This is a genomic window from Seinonella peptonophila (assembly GCF_900129355.1).
Lineage (GTDB): Bacteria > Bacillota > Bacilli > Thermoactinomycetales > Thermoactinomycetaceae > Seinonella > Seinonella peptonophila.
The window spans coordinates 47,561-61,990 of record NZ_FQVL01000007.1 but is presented as its reverse complement, the minus strand read 5'-3'; the positions used below and the strand labels follow the sequence as shown (position 1 = coordinate 61,990).

The window sequence follows — 14,430 nt, the reverse complement described above, 5'->3', positions numbered from 1 at the left end:
GCGGGGAAGTCCGTTGAGGCGTGTTGAATTAAGGGGTTGGAGAGTTTGGATTTAATTTGAGTTTGTTTGGGATTTAGTTGGGCTGGTTGAGTTGACACACTTAGTGACACACCATCTCTACAACAGCATTCTATGTTTGGGGTAGATTACGCTCCTTCTTTTCATTCTCTTTGTACAACATATATTTTTTGGATTTAAAATCATCGAATCTATTCCGTAGTTCCTTTTCAACCTTTTTTTTGTTTTCCTGTGAATTAGGATTAACTTTCAAGATCTTGAATTCAAATTCTGATTGCTTAGTAAATGACTTGGATTTCATTTGAAAGCCGTAATCTATCTTACATATCCCTTTTGATCCTGAATAATCATACTCATAATCAGCTTCGATACTTGTAACTACTAAACAATCGTGGTAGTTTGGATTCTTCAAAAACATCGTATCATGTAGACCTTGACCCTTAATTATTAAGTTTTTAACTCGATTTTTCATCCATTCAATATCATCAGGAATTTCCCCTTTAGAATCTACATTTAATTCTATATTGGTGATTTCTTTAAAAGTAAACACCTCTATAGGATCATCACTATGCAAACTTAATAAAAATTCAATTCTCCCTTGATTTGTAAAATCACCAAAAATAATCTTTTGAACACGTTCATTCTTATCAATAAAACACTGATCTTTTAAATAGGAAATTACACGATTCAATATTTTATCATTTAGTTCTTTTGTTTCGTTTGCTGTAGATTCCATACTTATTTCAAGAATATTTTTATCTGTTTTTTTCAATAGTATCCTTGCTTCATGTATGCTTTTTAAAGTCGACCAATCCTTCGTTGGATCTTCCCTTTCAATTTTATATTCTAATGCTAATTCATTCTTATTATTTTTATTTAATGCCACAAATCGGGTAGGTTGAATTACTCTAAAATTATTAACTCGCTCAGAAATCATTTCCTGATATGGAATCTGATATCTTTTAAATGCATCAAATAGATTTGTTGATGCGTCCCAGTTTACTCTTCTATTGACTCTTTTTACTTTGCTCTCTTTAGTAGTCTGACGGTTCATTAAATCTTCAAATTCTTCAGGACTAAGTATACTGGTACATATTATTGGAACTGATACTTCTTTTTCTGCATCACAAATAAAAACCCCACGATTAGAGAGAAATTGTTTTAAGTCATATTTAGTTAGTAACGAGGATGTAATTAATGGTCGTATAGATTCACCATATGGTAAAATAGTTTCCACTTGTACATTTTTATTATCCAATTTAATCAGCTCCCAACAATCCGATATCTTCCAAATAAGAAGAGACATAAACATCCTTAATAAATTTTTGATCTCTATACTGTTGTTTAACCTTACTTACTGTGTGATTATGCTTGATATAACTATAATCAGGGTATAGGATCGTTTTTTCACTAGCCCATCCTTCAGTCAAATTGTGTGATAGACCAACCAATCGTTTTAAACTTTGTTCAGAAAAACAATCATTAATGAATAGTAATAGTATTGAAACTTGATTTTCGACATCAACTCTTACTGGTAGTATCGTTGAGTTTATATACTGGACAGGTAAAATATCCCCACTAGAAACCTTATTTAGAGGACTAGAATTATAGCCAGTTGAAGGGTAAACAAATTTGACCTCATCAGTGTTATATTTATTTCTTGCGTAATTTCTAGCGTAGTTAATTGTGTTTAAAAGAAAGGTAGCCCTTTTATTATCCACCAAATATATAGAATTAAAACTCAAGTTACTATTGGGTCTAAAATTTGTTATCTTTTCAATAACACTGCCGTACTTTTCATCTTTGTTACTGGATAACCAGAAAAGAACTCCAGTGGTATTCACATCTTTAATATAATTTGATGTATTCAAGCTGCTTTTGTATTCAATATCTTGTTCGAAACATTCTATTGCATGCGCAAGGTCTTTCAAATACTCCTTAAATTTAGTAGTGGGATTTTTTAGAGGATAAGGTTTAGTTGTATGTTTAACAGAAATTACAATATCCTCTCGTCTATAATCTACTAAGGGACAATCATATGAGTAATAGAAGTCAATTCCATGTCTGGTTTTCGGAGATTTCCCGATTTTATGTAAATCTCCATCAAAGCAGTCTATACCCAATCCTTTTTGGAAAGAACTCCAACCAATCAGTTCAAGCAATCCTTCAACAATTTTCTCTCCAAACTCTCCTGAGTTTTTGGAATCTTCTCCAGCCATTTTAAATCCCCTTTTTATTCTTCATTTTTATAAAAAAGTTTATAAAACCACATTTGTTTCCTTTCGTCATATCCTTTTTCAATTAGCTCTGGTTCTGCATTACTAATTCTAATTTCAACTCCGTCATCAAGATTTATTTTATTATCAACTTTCTTTCTCATCTTTTGAACTGTATTCTGAGTAACTATAAAAGAATCATCAATCGAAATTCTTTCTTCTTCATAATAATTCTTTCTGAAATTATCAAATCCTTCTACTTCATCTTGTTTTTTGATAACTTCAGTTTTAAAATCTTCAATATCAAAATGATCATTCTCCATAAGATATTGAAGCCCCTTATTTCTCATGATTATTTTCTCTTTCTTTTCTAAATTATTAACGTGACCATTATTACAATACTCATTAAACATACTTATGAAGTGGTTAGTTTTGAAGTCGCTATTTTGTATGTAATCTAATTTCAGAAATTCATCCTTCCAATATTGCGCCTCTTTTGCATTGGAATTATCAACAACACTAACTTGAAAACCAATCGACGAACCTATATTGAAGATTAAACAACCCTTATCTAATTTGTTTATATTTATTCCTTTCTCATACCCTAATGTAAACTCGTTATACCTTTCATTAACTTTTAAATAGATATCCTTATTTTCCGTTTTGAATATACCTATTGTATCTACTTTCTGTTTATCAACTATACAATCTTTAAAGTACACCATATAAAACTCTCCGCTTTTAATTTGCGGATGAGTTGAAACACTATAAAGATGTTTTAGTATATTTACTGAGCATCCATGAAATTTGTCAGGATCATCAAAAATCTCTTTAGTATAAGCGTAAACTTCATTCAATTTAATATTCGTTTCATGAGTGAATTTATAAATTGGCTCTTTTTTCCTAAAAGGGGATAGCAAATATTTCAATAAAACATCTTTAGTATCATTGTCTATTGAATCTTGTACAGAATCTGCAATAATTAATTTTTCATTCCTCATACGGTTTCCAACTTTATGTATAACCAAATTTTCAAGCTTTAATTCTGTAAAATCTAACATTTGTGATCCCCCTCTTAGCTAATCATCTAATACTATATCAAAATAATTCTCAATTGATCTTTCGATTGTCTTTTTTACATCTTGATCTATCTCATTACGTATCGGATGAAGACTAACTAAGTACTGTAATAATTCTTTTGGAGACAAACTCTCAACAATTTTTATGTACTGTCTTCTTACTTTATCCAAAACATTTTTTTGTGCTTCTTCTTCAGAAAAATAGATCTCCTCTTGCGTTAATATTACTGTTCCTATTTGATCAATATTTTGTATAAAATATTGTACCATATTACATTCATTTTCTACCATTCTTAATACTCTGCCCTTGCAAACAATTGAGGTCCCTGTAGCTGCAAAATATACGATCTTTCCTACCATTTTCTCTCTCCTCACAAAAGAACATATATTCTGTGTTACGTTTTATTATCCCATATGTAAACGACCATTTCAAAAGCAACTAAATAATTAAAAGCATCTAAGAACAATATTCCGATATAAATATGAGAATACATTGGAGGACTAAATAGAAAAGAAAAGATAAAAATCATATTAATTGAGAATTGTTCAGAGGTATGATTTATACTCAACAACACAAATAGATAAGATAAAGACTAGTATACCTTGAAAAAACCGAAACAGAATAAATATATTGACTATTCTTTTTATATTGATATAATTCAGGTTTGGAGGTGGTCTGCTATGGAAAGGAGATTATTACGCATCACTGAGGTCTCTAAGATTTTGGATGTGAAAGTAGATCGCGTCTACACAATGGCTCGTGAAGGGTTGTTGCTTGTTGTTCGGTTAGGTCGTCAAATTCGGGTTGATAAAATTAAATTAAATCAGTGGATCGATAATGGCGAACAAGCTCTTCCTGGAGTATGGAAACGAACCTCTAAGCAAGTAATTAGACGAAGAAAGCCAAAATAAACCAAGCAATTGCCGTTTTTATAGTAGTTACCAAATTTCCTTTTTCACTGTCTATTTCAATACCTCTTTTTTAAAGCTTCTTTTTATCAAGCTGTGTCTTTCTCTCTAAATATAAAGCAACTCAATCCCCCTTATTTATCGTATGGTTGGAGACCGCATACAAGCAATCTATCATACGAATTTCTTTGACCATACCTTTTTCTATTCTCTTGACTTATAAAGGTAAGCCCTCGCTATGATCAACTAGATAATCCCTGATAAATAAAAAATCAAAAAAAAGCGAGCTATTTCGCTCACCAAATTAGTTATACCACACTAACAGTTTTTATACGTACTTTTCTTACTCCTAATCAATCTACGCAACAGTGGTAAGTCCAAGTTCCTTCCTCAAATACTGTTCGATCTTTTTCAACTGTTCTTCATTCCCATACTCCAATCGATATAAATCATCCTCGACTCTTACAAAAGATATACACTCTCTAGCAAATGGATGATCGTATGTATTCCATAACCATTGTACTTCCTCGATCAAAAGGTCAATGTGAGAGGCAAAATCGATACCTGCATATTTGATACCTATTTTACCTTCTTCAAGCGTTGATTCTTGAGTTCCTTTCGTCTCCTCTGTTATGTACCAAACAAAGTAATCAACGGATTTTTGAGGGTAACCAAGGACAAGTCCTAGTTCTCTAGCATAGGCTGGATTCATGGCGTGATGATCTAAATGCTCTGTCCGGGTTAGAAACTCATCTTTTTGCTGAGTTGTTTGGAAAAAAAGGTGGTTTTGATACTTGTCTTGTTCATCGATATACGGATAATTTTCCTTTAGATAGTCAAAATATCGAAAGTTAGGGCGAACATCGAGAGCAGGTTTGTAACCTGCTAGAAATGCCGATTCAGCAGCTACTTTTCTAGCGATTTCTTGCTGTGTTGCCTTTTTCAATATTCTTTGCATCTCCTTATAAAAGATAGCCTTCTTGAACAAGAGGCTATCGTGTTTATATTTAATTGTTTCTTCATTTACAAGAGATATCCTTTATTTAAAAGAAACCAATTGAAGTTGGTTCATCGCCTTCTTTGAAATCCTTATCACATCTACGGCAGTGGTATTCTCCGTTATCTTTTTCAATTACTTTATCATTATCATTACATCTTGGACAATCAGGTCTACTACTTCCCCACATTGCTAACCCGTGTAGATGAATTGGACCACTAAATGACCGAAATGAGTTTGCCATGTTCACAACCCTCCTTGACGAAGAATTCCGACGTCAACATAGGATTTGGTAGTGAATTCAATGGCACGTCTATTTGAGTAACAAATCTGTTTCGTTGCAATGATCTCAGATTGGTTTATTTCTGTTTTGACTCATTTAAAACACATTTATCCTAATACCATTGATCACCCCATTACCATCATTCCACCCCATTGGATTACAATTGAATAGGTTCAGGTTTTGTTATCGTTGATTCCATTAATTGCGTTAACACTTGGTTCATTAACTGGATTTCATGTTGCATGACTACGTGATGTATGGAACTTTTGCCAATTAAGCTCTCGTTTAGCTGTTGTTTACGTTTGGATAGCGTTTGGTACAATATGCGGTGCTGCTCCTCGTTTAACCACAATGTTATTTTTTCCATTCAACGATCCCCTTTGATTCCCCATTGGAGACAAACTGTAGGTGAAGTGGGAACTTCTTAAATTGGTTTCCTAAATAGAATGTGTATATAGGAATAACAAGTAAATTGTTTAATCATTTTATTTCGTCAATTATAACATTGGTACGTACCAGTGTAAACCCAGTGATCCGCCTTTTTTAAAATTTGTGCTACTATTGGGATAGTAATAATGGAAAAGGAGAGATGACTTCTGGCAAGGAAAGATTTTTATTATGATCCAAATGCGCCAAAACCAAATTCTATCGTTCCCGCTGCATCTGCAATAGTTGTGAATCAAGAGGGAGCCATTTTGCTGCATAAACGGTTGGATAATCAGTTATGGTCACTTCTTGGTGGGGCGATGGAGTTAGGAGAATCGATTGAAGAGACGATTATACGTGAAGTGAAAGAAGAAAGTGGCTTGGATGTCCAGATGACACGGTGTATTGGCATCTATACCGATCCAAACCACATCATTGCCTACACAGATGGAGAAGTACGGCAACAGTTCTCCATCTGTTTTGCCTGCATGATTATTCGCGGCGAGCTAACAGTAAGCTCTGAATCGATTCAACTGCGTTTTTTTACACAAGAAGAACTGGATGAAATTGATATGCATCCAGCACAAAGAAAACGTATAAAGGATTATTTTGCCCAAGCAGAAAAAACGTTTATTCGGTAACTTTCGATCAATGTGAGGTGATATGATGTCCCAACAATCAAAAATTGACGAAGTAGTAGATAAAATTGAAGCCGATATTATCCAAGGAGTATTTGCTGCTGGACAACGCCTTCCAGCAGAGAGAATATTAGCCGATGAATTAAATGTAAGTCGTGCGACCATTCGAACGGCATTACTTCGACTTCAGGCAAAGAATTTGATTGAGATTGTTCCTAGAGGAGGCGCCTTTGTACGTTCTGGTACAGCTAAAATTGTAATGGGTGATACCAATGCCATCATTCCAAAAAATATGGGTCCAGAGCTCCAAAAAGTTGGATCATTTATCCACTTGATGAGAGCCCAAGGCAAGGAAGTGATCGTTCGATATATTGAACCATCTTCTATTGTCCCCGCTGGTAGTGAAATTTCAAAGCAACTAAAGATCGATATAGACGAAAAAGTTCTGCGTCGGTATCGTGTGCAAATTGTTGATCGTGTTCCTTATCGGATGTTAGATACCTATTTACTTGCTTCACTCATGGGTGAACTCGTTGGACAAGAAGATCATCAAGCACCTCTGTTTCATTGGTTAAAACGGGAGAAAAATATTATAGCTTCCAAAGTTTCAGAAAAACTATCTTGTCGAATGCCCTCAGCAGAAGAAGCCTCGATCTTGAATATGGCAAGGAACCAACCCGTGGTACAAATGCATCGCCATATATGGGGAACAACAAAAGAGGATGAAATTTTGTTCGAATATAGCCGTATTATCTGTAACGCTGCGCTTCATGATTTTCAATACCACTACTCTATTGATGATGAAGCACTTTTATAAAGAACTAGACACTTCATCAATGAAAATTAGTATATTAATCCACAATTAAATTGATTACAGATCATGTTGATTCAAAGCGAGTGAGCTGAACCCTAAACTTTTATTTAGTGGTTCAGTTTTTATTTTTACCCCCTCCTCCATTACAATGTAAAAACTACAATCTCTTATGTGTCCTCTGTTACAGCAATTTCAGAATTACTGCTTTTTACACCAAAAATAACCTCAAGATAGATCGTTTATTCTTCGGATATCGACCGATAATTTACAAAGTGAAGACAAAGTAATCAATAGACCTTAGTTCGATTAACACGCAAAAACACCATCTTCTCACAACAATGTAAAAACTCCACATGTAGACGGAGATTAAGATACAGTGGATATTGACTGACAGACTACTGACAAGATGCTGACAACTAAATTTCTAATTCGACGAAAGTTAAAATCATATTAGCTTATATCATGGAAGCATCATAGTTGAGCACTTCATTAAAAATAAATGTATCGCATTAAAAACCTTATGAAACAAGGATTAAAAAATCACAGTGTGTCTATTGTGCTTCTAGTGGAAGTTTAATATAATTAATTTTCAGATTTATTAAATTTTCCTTGGGGAGGAATAGCATGGCAGGACAAATAATTGATCGTGGTAAAAACAAGCAAGGACAACAAACGTATCTACTTCGGGTGTTTATGGGCAGAGATGCAACAGGAAAGAAAAAATATCTTAGTAAAACGGTGTATGGAAACAAAAAAGATGCACAGAAAGAACTGCTGACTTTGTTAAATCAAAAGGATCAAGGAACACTAATAGAGCCTTCAAAGGATTCAGTTGACAAGTATTTAAATCATTGGCTAGAGTCTTCCGCGAAAGCTAAGGTTCGAGAACGTACATATCAGAGTTATATGGATATGTTACGACTGTACATTCGACCTACCTTGGGACTACGGAGATTGAGTAAATTAACTCCTTTGGAAATTCAAGCTACCTACAACAGGCTAGTTGAGCAAGGGCTGTCTGCAAGTACCATTCGAAGAGCACATGCCGTTTTTAATGCAGCGTTAAATCAGGCAATGAAATGGCAAATTATTCAAAAGAACCCTGCTCATTATGTGGAGCTTCCACGTGTACAACGCGAAGAAATGACAGTTTTATCGACTAAGCAAGCAAAGCAATTTCTTGAAGTAGCAGTGTATGACAAGCATTATGCTCTCTTTGTTCTTCTGCTGACAACAGGATTACGCCCAGGTGAAGCATTGGGTTTAAAATGGCGTGACTTACATGATAAAAAAATCCGAGTACAACGATCTTTAATCCGCAATCATCGAGGTGGAGGATGGCAACTGGAGGAACCAAAAACCAAGCGAAGTAAACGGGTTGTACCAATCCCAAATGATACCTTGGAGATTCTTAGACAACACAAAATTGAACAGGCAAAACAGAAACTACAAGCGGGGAAGCAGTACGAGGATCATGATTTAATCTTTGCAACTGATCGAGGACAACCGCTCCATGAACGAAACATTTTACAACGAAATTTTAAACCGCTACTAAAAAAAGCAGATCTGCCAGATATGCGCTTATATGATCTGCGCCACACCTGTGCAACTCTGCTTTTAGCTGCTGGGGAGAATCCCAAAATTGTAAGTGAACGTCTCGGTCACTCCAGTGTTGTGATGACACTGGACGTGTATAGCCATGTATTACCCGACATGCAGCAGCAGGCTACCGAAAAACTACAGTCCATCTTATTTGATTGACACACCACTGACACACTGAATCAAAATAACCGACCTTTTGGGAGAAGGGACGGTTTTCTTTCATCTCTTATCTATCAAGGGCTTTATGCTGGTGCTGACAACAGGATTTGAACCTGCGACCCCATCATTACGAGTGATGTGCTCTACCAACTGAGCTATGTCAGCATATGTGATTGGTGGAGGCGAGCGGATTTGAACCGCTGTCCGAAGATAACGACACGCAAGTTTCTCCGAGTGCAGTCACTGTTTTAAAGGGTCTCGTTCGCGGCACTGTCCAGTGACAGGCGATGCTTTGAACCAGTCACATAAAGATTCGCCTTCTCGTCTGTGACCACCGAGTTGGCTAGCCTGCTATAAGTTGAGACTCTACCACTTCACACAGGCGATGAAGAGGTGAGTCCTAGCTACATCTATTAGGCAGCTAGTGCATAGTTTTCTTGTTTGCCAGTTACATTTGGCGAATGCGTTTTAACGAGGCCGCAACCCCTCGACTCGCTTCTTACGCTCGAACTATCCCCGTCGAATCCCAAAAACGCCCCCGGATTTCGACAGCATAGAAGATTATATCACTATCTTTGCATTTTCGCAAGCATCTACTGATCCCTTATAACTCGGATTTATAAGGGATAGATCGTTATTGATATCGCTCTTTTACCTTGCGACGCAACTCACGATCAGCATCCCGTTTTGCTGCTGTTTGTCTTTTATCATAAAGCTTTTTCCCACGCGCAAGCCCAATCTCTACTTTTGCAAAACCATTACGCAAATGAACATCAAGCGGAATCAATGTAAGACCTTTCATCTTGATCTGTCCATACAACTTATCTATTTCTTTTCGGTGCAGCAGTAATTTGCGCGTTCTGGTTGGATCAACGTTAAAACGATTCCCTTGCTCAAAAGGGCTAATATGCATTCCGATTAATAATGCCTCTCCACGATCAATCCGCACATAGCTATCTTGTAAATTGACTCGTCCCTGACGGATTGATTTGATTTCTGTTCCAGTCAGGACGATGCCAGCTTCATAAGTCTCCTCAATTTGGTAATCATGTCTGGCTTTGCGATTACGAGCGACCACTTTCATCTTTGTCACCTTCTTCCTATACGCAAAGCCCATTCTATCAGGAAAAGAAGAACCTCGCAATTAGAAGGTTCTTTTTTGAGACTTGGGTTTTCCTTTCTTTAACCCTTTTTTCTTTTTCTTCTTCATCGCAGGCTTCTTCTCAGCTTTTGAACCATTCTTAATTGGTTTCTTCTCCTTTAACGCCTTTCGATTCCCTTTTGTGCCTTTACGCTTGCGACGCTTGGTTTTCTGTTCTGGCTGATCCCGTTTCTGGCTAATATGCTCTAATAGTTCAAAATCGATCTTCCGCTCATCTAGATTGACTTGACTCACCCGAATCCGTACCTGATCCCCAATCCGAAAGACTCGAGCCGTCCGCTCACCAATTAATGTATAAGATCGATCATCAAAATGATAATAGTCATCGGTTAGATAGCTAAGATGAATCATTCCTTCAATCAAATTCGGCAACTCAACAAAAAGCCCGAAGTTGGTCACACTGCTAATTGTACCAGGAAATTCTTGCCCAATCTTATCCTGCATAAATTCTGCCTGTTTTAACGCTACTGTCTCTCTTTCAGCATCCACCGCTACACGTTCACGAACTGAAGATTGATGGGCTGCGTCTGGAAGATACGTATTCAGCTCATCAATCCGCTCCAAAGATAATGTACCCTTGGTCAATACTTCACGTATAATTCGGTGAATCACTAAATCAGGATAGCGGCGAATGGGCGATGTAAAATGAGTATAAAACGTTGCTGCCAAACCAAAATGCCCTACGCTTTCCGCGGCATATTTCGCCTGTTTCATCGACCGTAGCAAAACAGTGCTAATAACTGTTTCTTCTGGCTTTCCTTCAATTTTCTCTAATAACTTTTGAAGTACACGTGGACGAACTTTATCTGCTTTCCCTTTGATCGTATAACCAAACGTATTCACAAACTCATAAAAAGATTGTAGACGTTCAATATCTGGTGACTCATGTATACGATAGAGGAACGGAATGTCTAAGCGACAGAAATGCTCCGCAACTGTTTCATTGGCAGCAAGCATAAACTCTTCAATCAACTGCTCTGCTGCTGTACGAGGACGTCTCCGTATCTCAATCGGCTTTCCATCCTCATCAATGATCACTTTTGCTTCAGGGAAATTAAAATCGATAGCACCCCGCTCAAACCGCTTTTTCCGTAAAATCTCCGCCAAATGACCCATTAAACGAAAATGAGAGACTAATGGTTGGTAACGTTCGATTAACTCCTCATCATGATCAATAATAATCTTTTTCACATCATGATAAGTCATTCGTTCATTGGTCTGGATCAAGCTGGGATAAATCTCATGATCCACAATCTGTCCATTTCCGTCTATTTCCATATCACATGTTAATGCTAACCGTTCAACATGAGGATTTAAACTACATATGCCATTGGAAAGGCGTCTTGGCAGCATTGGAATCACACGATCGACGAGATAAACGCTACAGCCGCGTTCATATGCTTCCCTATCAAGCGCAGAACCTTCTTTCACATAGTAACTGACATCGGCAATGTGTACACCCAATCTAACATGGCCATTTGGCAGTGCTTCGACAGAAACAGCATCATCTAAGTCTTTAGCATCTTCACCATCTATCGTTACCATCATGCGATCACGCAAGTCACGTCGTCCCTGGCGATCCTCTGTGCTGATCGTCTCAGTAATTTGCTCCGCTTCTTGCTCTACCGCTTGAGGAAAATCTTCCGGTAGTCCATGCTTTCGAATGATCGAAATAATATCAATTCCAGGGTCATCCTTATGACCCAATACTTCAATCACTTCGCCTTCTGCTGTATGCCTACCTGGAACAAACTGCAATAACTTGACAACGACTTTCTGACCATCGGTTGCTCCCTTACATAATTCGCCTGGGATAAAAATATCTGCATTGACCCTCTTATCATCTGGGACGACTAAACCGAAATGCGAGGTCAATTGCGAAAAGAGACCTACGATTTGCTCACGACCTCGTTTGATAATCCGTACGATTTCCCCTTCAGGTCGACGAGAATCTGATTTCCGAGTATGAATCCGCGCCAATACGACATCCTGGTCTATCGCCCCGTGTAAATCATCAAGCCGAATAAATATATCTGGCTTATTGGGTTGATCAGGAATCACAAATCCAAATCCTTTACTACTTCCTTGGAGTACACCTCGAATTAAATGCAGCCGCTCAGGTACACCATATCTTCCTGCACGCGTACGTACAATTCGACCTTCATTCTCCATGTGTTCCATTAAATTTTCAAATGTTTCCCGTTCATCCTCAGATATGGAAAGTTCAACAATTAGTTCTTCGAAAGTTAAAGGTTTATATGCTTTTGTTAGCATAAATTCTTCAATCTGTTGTTCAGATAACATAAGTACCTACTGCACCTCCTTCTTCTCTAGTTTGTTCCGTTTCCCTTAAATGATTTCATCATTTTAACAAAATGTACTCCCATCTACTACTCCTAGTCCAAATCAGAGGATTCAGATTTTCAAAATGAAACCTAATAGAAAGAAAGACAGCCGATTCGACCATCCGCTGTCTCTCCTTTACTTTATCATTTGATGAAATATCCTACTGTAAGCGTAAGGATCATAAATAAAGTCGCTAATACTGTGGTCAGTTTATGCAATACTGCATCTATTCCGCGCGCTTTTGCTTTTCCGACGAGATGTTCTGCACCGCCGCCGATCGCCCCAGATAAACCTGCGCTCTTTCCAGATTGCAAAAGCACGACCAAGACGAGCAACACACTGACTACTGCCAAGGCAATCTTAACTGTGAGTACCACACCCAGGCCTCCTTTTCCCGAACAATCATCGACCTCTACTCTATCATATCCAACATTTCTTTTCAAACGTGAAATCGGGTTATCATCTGCAATCAGCCTGATTTCTCCGTTATCCTTTCAATTGATAGAAAGCTTGAAGTCCTGGATACTGCGCAGTCTCTCCTAGCTGATCCGCAATGCGTAACAATTGATTATACTTAGCTACGCGATCAGTACGTGATGGCGCACCTGTCTTAATTTGTCCAGCACCCGTCGCAACCGCGATGTCGGAAATCGTTGTATCCTCCGATTCACCTGAGCGATGGGAGATAATTGCTGTATATCCGGCACGTTTTGCTAGCTCGATAGCGTCTAATGTCTCAGTTAAAGTACCAATTTGATTTACTTTTACTAAAATCGAATTGCCGACGCCTTGTTCAATACCTTGAGCAAGACGCTTTGTATTGGTTACAAACAGATCGTCACCCACTAATTGCACCTGGTCGCCCAAACGCTCCGTTAACTGCTTCCAACCATCCCAATCGTCCTCTGCTAATCCATCTTCAATGGAGATAATGGGATATTTCTCAACCAGTTGCTCATAAAAATCGATCATTTCTGCTGCTGTCTTGGTTACACCCTCAGCCTCTAAATGATAAACGCCATCTCGATATAACTCAGTAGCAGCTACATCAAGTGCTAACTTCACTTCAGTCCCTGGACGATACCCCGCATTCTCGATTGCTTCAATAATCGTCCCCAGCGCTTCTTCATTCGAAGCAAGGTTTGGAGCAAAGCCCCCTTCATCACCAACAGAAGTAGAAAGCCCCTTTTTCTTCAGTACAGCCTTCAAATGGTGGAAAATCTCTGCCCCTGTTCGAATTGCTTCGGCAATCGATTTTGCACCGACAGGCATAACCATAAACTCTTGAATATCTACATTATTGTCCGCATGCTGACCGCCATTTAAGATATTCATCATCGGCACAGGCAGCGTTTTTGCATTTACTCCACCAAGATAGCTGTGCAGTGGCACATTTAATGAAGCGGCTGCCGCTCTTGCCACTGCTAAAGAGACGCCTAATATTGCATTTGCCCCTAATTTGCCCTTATTTTCACTACCGTCCAACTCGATTAATCGCTGATCGAGTAACACCTGATCATAAGCGGATAAACCCTTGATACTATCAGCAATGATATCGTTCACATTTTTGACAGCTTGTTGAACGCCTTTGCCTAAATAACGTTCTTTGTCTCCATCACGTAATTCAACAGCCTCATGTGCGCCCGTGGAAGCACCAGACGGAACAATTGCTCGTCCGCTCACGCCATCGCTCAGGAAGACCTCTACTTCAACTGTCGGATTGCCACGTGAATCTAACACTTCACGACCTTTGACTTCATAAATGGTTGCCATTTTTATTC

At 37.8% G+C, this 14,430-nt stretch carries 15 protein-coding genes, 1 tRNA gene and 1 other RNA gene; 4 read left to right on the top strand and 13 right to left on the bottom strand.

Going from position 1 to position 14,430, the window contains the following annotated elements; all coding sequences use genetic code 11:
- Window positions 1-130: 130 nt before the first annotated feature.
- Genes gapS4b through BUB71_RS11990 form a run of 4 tightly spaced genes read right to left on the bottom strand, consistent with a single transcriptional unit; the run spans window position 131 to window position 3,673 of the window.
- A complete protein-coding gene (gapS4b, locus tag BUB71_RS12005) occupies window positions 131-1,276 on the bottom strand; it encodes a GapS4b family protein (RefSeq protein WP_073155079.1) in 1,146 nt (381 codons plus the stop codon).
- A gap of 1 nt (window position 1,277) precedes the next feature.
- A complete protein-coding gene (gene gapS4a, locus BUB71_RS12000; RefSeq protein ID WP_073155078.1) occupies window positions 1,278-2,237 on the bottom strand; it encodes a GapS4a family protein in 960 nt (319 codons plus the stop codon).
- A gap of 14 nt (window positions 2,238-2,251) precedes the next feature.
- Complete coding sequence (locus tag BUB71_RS11995; protein ID WP_073155077.1) at window positions 2,252-3,295, bottom strand: nucleoid-associated protein; 1,044 nt, start codon at window positions 3,293-3,295, stop codon at window positions 2,252-2,254.
- Between the two features lie 18 nt (window positions 3,296-3,313).
- Complete coding sequence (locus BUB71_RS11990) at window positions 3,314-3,673, bottom strand: hypothetical protein (protein ID WP_073155076.1); 360 nt, start codon at window positions 3,671-3,673, stop codon at window positions 3,314-3,316.
- Window positions 3,674-3,994: 321 nt separating this feature from the next.
- Between BUB71_RS11990 and BUB71_RS11985 the strand changes: the two genes are divergently transcribed.
- A complete protein-coding gene (locus BUB71_RS11985; RefSeq protein WP_073155075.1) occupies window positions 3,995-4,225 on the top strand; it encodes a helix-turn-helix domain-containing protein in 231 nt (76 codons plus the stop codon).
- A gap of 355 nt (window positions 4,226-4,580) precedes the next feature.
- Here the strand turns inward: BUB71_RS11985 and BUB71_RS11980 are convergent, their stop codons facing one another.
- From BUB71_RS11980 to BUB71_RS11970, 3 genes are all read right to left on the bottom strand, one after another.
- Window positions 4,581-5,168, bottom strand: a complete 588-nt coding sequence (locus BUB71_RS11980; RefSeq protein WP_073155074.1) for a hypothetical protein — start codon at window positions 5,166-5,168, stop codon at window positions 4,581-4,583.
- Between the two features lie 97 nt (window positions 5,169-5,265).
- On the bottom strand, window positions 5,266-5,463 hold the full coding sequence (locus BUB71_RS11975) for a single stranded DNA-binding domain-containing protein (RefSeq protein ID WP_073155073.1): 198 nt from the start codon (window positions 5,461-5,463) through the stop codon (window positions 5,266-5,268).
- Window positions 5,464-5,659: 196 nt separating this feature from the next.
- A complete protein-coding gene (locus BUB71_RS11970) occupies window positions 5,660-5,869 on the bottom strand; it encodes a hypothetical protein (RefSeq protein WP_073155072.1) in 210 nt (69 codons plus the stop codon).
- Window positions 5,870-6,098: 229 nt separating this feature from the next.
- Between BUB71_RS11970 and BUB71_RS11965 the strand changes: the two genes are divergently transcribed.
- From BUB71_RS11965 to BUB71_RS11955, 3 genes are all read left to right on the top strand, one after another.
- Entirely contained in the window at window positions 6,099-6,569 is a 471-nt protein-coding gene (locus tag BUB71_RS11965) for an NUDIX domain-containing protein (RefSeq protein WP_073155071.1), read from the top strand.
- 22 nt (window positions 6,570-6,591) lie between these two features.
- On the top strand, window positions 6,592-7,383 hold the full coding sequence (locus BUB71_RS11960) for a GntR family transcriptional regulator (RefSeq protein WP_084731493.1): 792 nt from the start codon (window positions 6,592-6,594) through the stop codon (window positions 7,381-7,383).
- Window positions 7,384-8,004: 621 nt separating this feature from the next.
- A complete protein-coding gene (locus BUB71_RS11955) occupies window positions 8,005-9,141 on the top strand; it encodes a tyrosine-type recombinase/integrase (RefSeq protein WP_073155069.1) in 1,137 nt (378 codons plus the stop codon).
- A gap of 89 nt (window positions 9,142-9,230) precedes the next feature.
- Here BUB71_RS11955 and BUB71_RS11950 read toward each other — a convergent pair.
- The 6 genes from BUB71_RS11950 to eno all read right to left on the bottom strand — a co-directional run bounded on the left by BUB71_RS11950 (window position 9,231) and on the right by eno (window position 14,422).
- Window positions 9,231-9,306 (bottom strand) — tRNA-Thr (locus BUB71_RS11950).
- A 9-nt stretch (window positions 9,307-9,315) separates the two neighbouring features.
- Window positions 9,316-9,681: a transfer-messenger RNA gene (ssrA, locus tag BUB71_RS11945) on the bottom strand.
- Between the two features lie 94 nt (window positions 9,682-9,775).
- Entirely contained in the window at window positions 9,776-10,258 is a 483-nt protein-coding gene (gene smpB / locus BUB71_RS11940; protein WP_073155227.1) for an SsrA-binding protein SmpB, read from the bottom strand.
- 27 nt (window positions 10,259-10,285) lie between these two features.
- A complete protein-coding gene (gene rnr, locus BUB71_RS11935; protein WP_073155068.1) occupies window positions 10,286-12,607 on the bottom strand; it encodes a ribonuclease R in 2,322 nt (773 codons plus the stop codon).
- 185 nt (window positions 12,608-12,792) lie between these two features.
- A complete protein-coding gene (secG, locus tag BUB71_RS11930) occupies window positions 12,793-13,026 on the bottom strand; it encodes a preprotein translocase subunit SecG (RefSeq protein WP_073155067.1) in 234 nt (77 codons plus the stop codon).
- Between the two features lie 109 nt (window positions 13,027-13,135).
- On the bottom strand, window positions 13,136-14,422 hold the full coding sequence (gene eno, locus BUB71_RS11925) for a phosphopyruvate hydratase (RefSeq protein ID WP_073155066.1): 1,287 nt from the start codon (window positions 14,420-14,422) through the stop codon (window positions 13,136-13,138).
- Window positions 14,423-14,430 lie beyond the last annotated feature (8 nt).

Coding starts and splice junctions, on each gene's coding strand:
- gapS4a (WP_073155078.1), bottom strand. CDS start 2,237: ATGGCTGGAGAAGATTCCAAAAACTCAGGAGAGTTTGGAGAGAAAATT.
- BUB71_RS11995 (WP_073155077.1), bottom strand. CDS start 3,295: ATGTTAGATTTTACAGAATTAAAGCTTGAAAATTTGGTTATACATAAA.
- BUB71_RS11990 (WP_073155076.1), bottom strand. CDS start 3,673: ATGGTAGGAAAGATCGTATATTTTGCAGCTACAGGGACCTCAATTGTT.
- BUB71_RS11985 (WP_073155075.1), top strand. CDS start 3,995: ATGGAAAGGAGATTATTACGCATCACTGAGGTCTCTAAGATTTTGGAT.
- BUB71_RS11975 (WP_073155073.1), bottom strand. CDS start 5,463: ATGGCAAACTCATTTCGGTCATTTAGTGGTCCAATTCATCTACACGGG.
- BUB71_RS11970 (WP_073155072.1), bottom strand. CDS start 5,869: ATGGAAAAAATAACATTGTGGTTAAACGAGGAGCAGCACCGCATATTG.
- BUB71_RS11960 (WP_084731493.1), top strand. CDS start 6,592: ATGATGTCCCAACAATCAAAAATTGACGAAGTAGTAGATAAAATTGAA.
- BUB71_RS11955 (WP_073155069.1), top strand. CDS start 8,005: ATGGCAGGACAAATAATTGATCGTGGTAAAAACAAGCAAGGACAACAA.
- smpB (WP_073155227.1), bottom strand. CDS start 10,258: ATGGGCTTTGCGTATAGGAAGAAGGTGACAAAGATGAAAGTGGTCGCT.
- rnr (WP_073155068.1), bottom strand. CDS start 12,607: ATGTTATCTGAACAACAGATTGAAGAATTTATGCTAACAAAAGCATAT.
- eno (WP_073155066.1), bottom strand. CDS start 14,422: ATGGCAACCATTTATGAAGTCAAAGGTCGTGAAGTGTTAGATTCACGT.